Raw genomic sequence first — 7,287 nt, 5'->3', positions numbered from 1 at the left:
GGCTCAAGACTATCGGCTGGAAGGCGGTACCTCTAAACCGCCGGGCCGGCCCGCGCGGGCGCCGGTCGCGGGCGCCTGTGTGTTGCCGTACGCGCGGCCTGCATTTCACTATGTGCCGGGCGAGGGGCAGAATCTCTAACGTGACTTTGCAACGCAACGAGGCGAATGGGGAGGGCATCTCCCCGTTCGTCGAGCTGGACCGGCAGACCTGGTCCCGGCTCGCAGACGAGATGGAACAGCCTCTTAATGAAGAGGACATTGTCCGTCTCCGCGGCCTTGGAGATCCCCTGGACCTGAAGGAAGTCCGGGAGGTCTACCTGCCGCTGTCCCGGCTCCTGCACCTCTATGTCGAGGCTGCGGGGCAGCTGCACGCGGCCACCACCACTTTCCTTGGGGAGCACACGCAGCGCACGCCTTTCGTAATCGGCGTGGCAGGATCGGTCGCTGTGGGCAAGTCCACCATTGCCCGCGTGCTCCGCGAGATGCTGAGGCGCTGGCCCGGCACCCCCAACGTGGAGCTGATCACCACGGACGGTTTCCTGTATCCCCTGGCCGAGCTGAAACGCCGGCAGCTGCTGGACCGCAAGGGCTTCCCGGAGTCCTACGACCGCCGCGCGCTGCTCCGGTTCGTGAGCGAGATCAAGAGCGGTGCCGAGGAGGTGCGTGCCCCCTGGTACTCGCACGTCACCTACGACATCGTTCCCGGAAAGGAAGTGGTGGTCCGCAGGCCGGATGTCCTGATCGTCGAGGGGCTGAATGTGCTGGCCCCGGCACGTCCGCGGCACGACGGCCGGCAGGGCCTGGCGCTGAGCGACTTTTTCGACTTCTCCATTTATGTGGATGCCAAGACCGCCTATATCGAGGAGTGGTACGTGGACCGGTTCCGCAAGCTGCGGAGCACGGCGTTCGCCCAGCCGGAATCCTACTTCCACCGCTACGCCAGCCTTTCCGATGAAGAGGCGGAACACACCGCCCGGGACATCTGGAAGCGGATCAACGAGCCGAACCTGGAGGAGAACGTGCTTCCCACCAGGGGCCGGGCCCAACTTGTGCTCACCAAGGAAGCGGACCATACGATCCGCCGCATGCTGCTCCGGAAGGTCTAGCACAGGTGTGCTACGACTGCTCCGCCGAGCCTAATAAGGCAGGCACCAGCCGCCGCAGCTTCACCCGCTTCCTTGCCGCGGGTGCCGGGCTGACTGTCCTGGCAGCATGCACGCCGGAAGCGCCTAAGGCGGTGGCGCCGTCGTCGGCTGCTCCTTCTGTGTCCCCCTCCCCCGCGGCCGTCACCGCTGCGGCAAGCCCGACGGCGGACCCTCCGACGGCGGCCCCGGCACCTCCGGAGCCGTCCCCCACGCCGTCACCCTCTGCCGCGCTCCCGCGGCAGTTCTCCCTCACCGACCCGGCGAGCCCCTGGCTCATCGTCAACAAGCACCGGCCGCTGGTCCCGGCGACCTATGTGCCGGCTGACCTGATGCAGCCCGCCGTCGCGACGACAGCTTCCGGGGAGGCGGCGCTGCTGAACAGTACGACGGCGGCGGCGGCCGAGGCGATGTTCGCGGCTGCCGCGCGGGACGGCGTGTCCATGGTCCTGGCCAGCGGGTACCGCTCGTACAGCACGCAGGCGGCCACCTACAACGGCTACGTCGCCTCGCGCGGACAGGCCGACGCCGACACGGCCAGCGCGCGTCCGGGGTATTCCGAGCACCAGACCGGGTGGGCGTTCGACATTGCGGACGGCAGCGGCGTGTGCGGCTTCCAGCCGTGCTTCGCGGACCAGCCCGCGGCGGTGTGGGCGAAGGCGAACGGGCACCGGTTCGGGTTCGTGGTGCGGTACCCGTGGATGTTCCATCCAATCACGGGGTACTACTACGAGCCCTGGCACCTGCGGTACATCGGGGTTGAGGCGGCGACCGACATGGCGAACCGCGGGATCTTCACGCTGGAGGAGTACTTCGGCGTGGAGCCGGCGCCGGGGTATCTGTGAGCCGATGTACTAGCGTGGTTTTCATGCTGAGTGGATTCAAGAACTTTATTATGAAGGGCAATGTTGTTGACCTTGCCGTAGCCGTCGTAATCGGTACCGCCTTCGGCGCGGTGGTGACGGCGCTGGTGAACAAGGTGCTTATGCCGTTCATCGCGGGATTGACTGGTTCACCCAACTTCGACAGTTTTGCCCGGATCGACTTCAACGGAAACTTCATCGAATTCGGCGTCCTGCTGACCGCAATCGTCAACTTCCTCCTGATTTCGGCTGCCATCTACTTTGTGGTGGTGATGCCCATGAACCTGATGATTGAGCGCCGTAACCGCCGCCTCGGCATTGGCCAGGACGTGAAGAAGGAGTCTGCCGAGGATCCCCAGATTGCACTGTTGACCGAGATCCGGGATGCACTGAAGAGCAACGCCTCCTAATCCGGCACCGACGAAAAAGTGGTCCGCTCCCTTCCGGAAGCGGACCACTTTCTGTTTTCCTGGCTGCTTAATCGCTGACCAGTTCCAGCGCGAGCTCGCTGCGGACCACCTGGGCCAGGTGCTCGGCGATGGACTGGGCTGTTTCCTGGTCCGCAGCCTCCACCATGACGCGGACCACGGGCTCCGTGCCGGAGGGGCGGAGCAGGACCCTGCCGGTGTCGCCTAGCGCGGCTTCTGCCGCCGCCACGGCCTGTGCCAGGACCTCATTGCTTTTGACCCTGGCCCGGTCAACGCCCTTGACGTTGATGAGCACCTGGGGAAGTTTGGTCATCACGGTGGCGAGTTCCTTGAGCGGCCTCCCGGTCAAAGCAACCTGGGCGGCCAGCTGCAGTCCGGTGAGAACGCCGTCGCCGGTGGTGGCATAGTCGGAGAAGATCACGTGGCCGGATTGTTCGCCGCCGAGGTTGAAACCGCCGTCGCGCATTTCTTCCAGGACGTAGCGGTCCCCCACTGCCGTTTCGCGGATGTTGATGCCGGCTTCACGGAGGGCGATCTTCAGGCCGAGGTTGCTCATGACGGTGGCCACCAGGACGTTGTCCTTCAGCTTGCCCGAATTCTTCAGTGCGACGGCGAGGATGGCCATGATCTGGTCGCCGTCCACCTCGTTGCCCTCATGGTCGACGGCGAGGCAGCGGTCAGCGTCGCCGTCGTGGGCAATGCCCAAGTCGGCGTGGTACCTGACCACCGCCTCCTTCAGCGGGCCCAAATGGGTGGAGCCCACCCCGTCGTTGATGTTGTGGCCGTCCGGGTCCGCGCCAATGACGACGACGTCAGCGCCGGCATCCTTGAAGACCTGCGGCGAGCAGCCGCTCGCGGCACCGTGGGCGCAGTCAAGGACAACCTTCATGCCCTCAAGGTTGTGCGGCAGGGTGCGCAGGAGGTGGACGATGTAGCGGTCCTCGGCGTCGGAGAACCGCTGGATGCGGCCGACGTCGGCGCCTGTGGGACGGACCGCTTCCTTGCCCATCTGCGCCTCGATGGCGTCCTCAACGTCGTCGGGGAGCTTCTGGCCGCCGCGGGCAAAGAACTTGATGCCGTTGTCCGGTGCGGGATTGTGGGAGGCGGAGATCATGACGCCGAAGTCGGCGTCCAGGTCTGCCACCAGGTAAGCAGCTGCGGGGGTGGGGAGGACGCCTGCGTCGTAGACATCAACGCCTGAACTGGACAGTCCCGCCTCCACCGCCGCGGCGATGAATTCACCGCTGGCGCGCGGGTCGCGGGCCACCACGGCACGCGGCCGGGAGCCGTTCGAGTTGCGGTCGTGGCCGAGCACGACGGCGGCCGCCTGGGCCAGCTGCATGGCCAGCTCTGCAGTCAGCAGGCCGTTGGCCAGCCCCCGGACACCATCAGTTCCAAATAATCTAGACACCGGTCAAGTCTAGAGGATGGGGGTGGGGGAACCTGCGTAGGCCGCCCGTCCCTGCGTCACCTACTTGTTGAGTACCTGTGCATCGCCGGGGGTGATTACTGGGACTACTTGGTTTCTTTCGTTGCTACCTGTCTTTATCGAAAAGCCTCGCCAGCCCTAATTTGCGGCCCCTACGATCCTTTCATGACACCTAGCTATGGGGGCTTGGCGCTCGAAATTGTTGTACCGGTCTTCAACGAGGAAGCGGTACTCGAACACAGCATCACAAGGCTCGCCGAATATCTGACGCACGAAATGCCGTCGACGTGGAAAATAACCATCGCCGATAATGCAAGCACCGACCGGACACCGGTGATTGCCGCTCGACTCAGCGAGCACATGCCGAACGTTGAATACCGCCGGCTTGAGGTCAAGGGACGGGGACACGCACTGAGGGATGCCTGGGGTGCCTCCGAGGCAAAGGTCCTTGCCTACCTGGACGTAGATCTGTCTACGGACCTCGCAGCGCTTCCGCCGTTGGTGGCTCCGTTGCTGTCCGGCCATTCCGACATTTCCATCGGCACCCGCCTTGGGCAGAATTCCAGGGTGAGCAGGGGGCCGAAAAGGGAGTTCATTTCCAGGAGCTATAACTTCCTGCTGCGCAGGACAATGCAGGTGCGTTTCTCGGACGCTCAATGCGGCTTCAAAGCAATTCGCGCCGACGTTGCCAAGCGTCTGCTGCCGCATGTTGAGGACAATGGCTGGTTCTTTGATACAGAGCTGCTGATTATTGCGGAACGTTCGGGACTGCGTATTCACGAAATTCCCGTTGACTGGGTGGATGATCCTGACAGTCGCGTTGATATCAAGCAGACCGCACTGGATGACCTGCGGGGTATGGCGAGGGTGGCCGGGTCCTTGGTGAAGGGAGTGATACCAGTCCAGGCGATATACGCAGAACTGGGTCGTCGTCCGATGGTACCGTCAGGCCGGCCCAGCTTCTTTGGTCAGGTTCTCCGTTTTGGAGTGGTGGGCGTGGTCTCCACTCTGGCGTTCGCCCTGCTCTACCTTGTTCTCCAAGGGCCATTCGGGGCGCAGGAGGCGAACTTCCTGGCGTTGCTGTTGACTGCCGTTGGCAACACAGCAGCCAACCGGCGGTTTACTTTTGGCATCAGTGGTCCGGAAAAACTTTTCACGCAACAGTTCCAAGGACTAATCGTTTTCCTGCTGGCCTGGAGCATGACCTCCTCTTCGTTGTTGCTGCTCCATGCCATAAACCCTGACGCAGCGCCGAACACGGAGTTGCTCACTCTGACAGCAGCTAACATCTTGGCCACACTGATGCGCTTTGTGCTCCTGCGCCTCTGGGTGTTTCGGGTGAGGCGGAACGGCGAGCATGCACGTATTCCGGTCACATCACCCCTCGCACCGACTGGAGGCATCCTATGAGCACAATCCTCGACGATCATGCGCCAAAGGGCACCGAAGGCTTGTCCGAGCCAAGGTCCGGCGGTGAAAAGCCACGGACGCCAAATCACCATCTGTTTTCACTATTTCACAGGGCTTGGCGCGGCCCGGAACACGACGAATATTGGGAACGCCCAGCTCTTCTAGCCTTTCTCACAGGAACGGCAGTGTTGTTCCTCTGGGGATTGGATGCAAACGGGTGGGCAAACCCTTACTACTCAGCGGCAGCTCAAGCTGGCTCACAAGATTGGAAGGCCTTCTTCTTCGGTTCGTTCGAGTGGGGCAACCTCATTACAGTCGATAAGACGCCCCTCAGTATCTGGGTTATGTCTCTCTCTGTGCGACTCTTTGGCCTCAGCAGCTGGAGCATACTTATTCCCCAGGCCTTGATGGGCGTTGTCACAACTTATCTGATCTACAGGGTAATACGACGTGGCTTTGGTCCCCGAACGGCTCTCTTCGGTGCCGCCATTTACGCCACGACCCCCGTAGTGGTCTTGATGTCCCGCTTCAACAATCCGGAGCCGTTAATGGGGCTGCTGATGGTGGCGTCAGTCTTGTTCACGTTAAAGGCCATGGAGTCCGGGCGGCTCCGAACCTTTGCCCTGGCGGGATTCTTGCTTGGACTCGCCTTCATGGCAAAACAAGTTCAGGCACTGTTGGTCGTACCAGCTTTGTGCACGACCGTGCTTATTTTCACCGCAGGTCGCTTTGTGCACCGGCTACGTCCGCTTCTGCTGGCTGCGGGAGCGCTCCTGGCAACAGGCGGCACTTGGCTGGTAGCCGTTGATCTAATTCCTTCCCCTTTCCGGCCCTACGTCGGGGGGTCGGTTACCAACAGCGCGGTCGAGCTCACCTTGGACTACAACGGCCTTTCGCGCTTTATCCATATCCCCATGAACACGGAGGGTGGCCGTGCGACGTCAGGCGACGAATTAGCACCTTACGACGGGGGTATACGCCGCATCTTCAATGGCAACTTTGCCCCGGAAATCGGATGGCTACTTTTTGCCGGAATCATATGTTGCGTCATTGTCCTGGTTCTCCACACGTCACCTGATAGTTCGCCGTACCAACGCCATTTGTCCGTTATGGCCTCCATTTGGTTCACAACTGTTATGGCAGTGCTTTGTTTTATGGGGACGATGGTGCATACCTACTACACATATGCTTTGGCTGCGCCACTTGCCCTTCTGACTGCTACAGGGTTGGCGTATCTCTGGCGTCTTCGAGTACGGCCCGTCCTCCGTCTAACCGGCGCGATACTAATTGGGGCCTCGGCCTATATGGCGTCCAGAATCATGGATTACAGCGATCAATGGCCGCTTGAGCTTAGAGCGGCTCTAATAATCTCGGGAGCCGCAGGAGCAGCGGCTTGGCTGGCGGCGTCCACGGGCAGTCGGTCCCGCACGCCGCTGTTACTGCTGATTGCAGCCACGCTGCTAATCGGACCCACTGCGACTAACTTGTACACCTTGGCGACGCCGCAGAAGGGTACTAACCCGCAATCTGGGCCGGTAGGCAACGATGCCACTTCAATGTCGCGGCTGATGCTCCTGGTGAAAGCGGGGAAGCCTCCCTGGGCGCAGCAAACTGCACTTGGCGCACCTCCCTCCCCTGCAGCAATCGATGTCCTACGCAACACCGCAGGTGCCCAGAGGTGGGCAGCGGCGACCTATTCAGCCCAGAATGCAGCGCTGTACCAGCTTGAATCCGGGCGCCCTGTCATTCCCTTAGGTGGGTGGCTGGGAACCGATCCTGTACCCACTTTGCAACAATTTCAGCGCCTGGTGTCAGAACGTCAAATTGGATACTTCATCTGGCAACAGGACCTTATGGACCGTGGAGAGCTGAGCCCTGAGACAATAAGTATCAGCCAATGGGTTCGAGACAATTTCCGGGAGCAGGTGGTCGACGGTGTCCGCCTCTACGACCTCCGAGGTTAGGAGCGGGAGGCTCCGCCCTTAGCTCCAAGTGGGACTTGCTATAAGAGCCAT

General features: G+C 61.8%; 6 protein-coding genes. 5 read left to right on the top strand and 1 reads right to left on the bottom strand.

The window, feature by feature from the left end:
• The first annotated feature begins 110 nt into the window (after window positions 1-110).
• From coaA to mscL, 3 genes are read left to right on the top strand one after another with little or no spacing between them, the layout of a single operon-like run.
• A complete protein-coding gene (gene coaA / locus FDW84_RS10190; RefSeq protein ID WP_171046744.1) occupies window positions 111-1,106 on the top strand; it encodes a type I pantothenate kinase in 996 nt (331 codons plus the stop codon).
• Between the two features lie 5 nt (window positions 1,107-1,111).
• A complete protein-coding gene (locus FDW84_RS10185; protein ID WP_138609023.1) occupies window positions 1,112-1,987 on the top strand; it encodes a M15 family metallopeptidase in 876 nt (291 codons plus the stop codon).
• Between the two features lie 23 nt (window positions 1,988-2,010).
• On the top strand, window positions 2,011-2,415 hold the full coding sequence (gene mscL, locus FDW84_RS10180) for a large conductance mechanosensitive channel protein MscL (protein ID WP_138609021.1): 405 nt from the start codon (window positions 2,011-2,013) through the stop codon (window positions 2,413-2,415).
• A 67-nt stretch (window positions 2,416-2,482) separates the two neighbouring features.
• Here the strand turns inward: mscL and glmM are convergent, their stop codons facing one another.
• Window positions 2,483-3,844 carry a phosphoglucosamine mutase gene (gene glmM, locus FDW84_RS10175; protein WP_138609019.1) on the bottom strand — a complete coding sequence of 454 codons (1,362 nt, stop codon included), beginning with the start codon at window positions 3,842-3,844 and terminating at the stop codon, window positions 2,483-2,485.
• Between the two features lie 183 nt (window positions 3,845-4,027).
• Between glmM and FDW84_RS10170 the strand changes: the two genes are divergently transcribed.
• Entirely contained in the window at window positions 4,028-5,272 is a 1,245-nt protein-coding gene (locus FDW84_RS10170; RefSeq protein ID WP_138609017.1) for a bifunctional glycosyltransferase family 2/GtrA family protein, read from the top strand.
• The gene (locus tag FDW84_RS10165; RefSeq protein ID WP_240721471.1) at window positions 5,269-7,236 is read left to right on the top strand and encodes an ArnT family glycosyltransferase; all 1,968 of its coding nucleotides are present in this window, start codon (window positions 5,269-5,271) and stop codon (window positions 7,234-7,236) included. The genes FDW84_RS10170 and FDW84_RS10165 overlap by 4 nt, the downstream gene beginning before the upstream one ends.
• The last annotated feature ends 51 nt before the right edge of the window (window positions 7,237-7,287 follow it).

This window comes from Pseudarthrobacter sp. NamE5 (assembly GCF_005796225.1).
Classification (GTDB): Bacteria; Actinomycetota; Actinomycetes; order Actinomycetales; family Micrococcaceae; genus Arthrobacter.
Note: the sequence above shows the minus strand (reverse complement) of the source record. Positions and strands in the feature narration are given on the sequence as shown.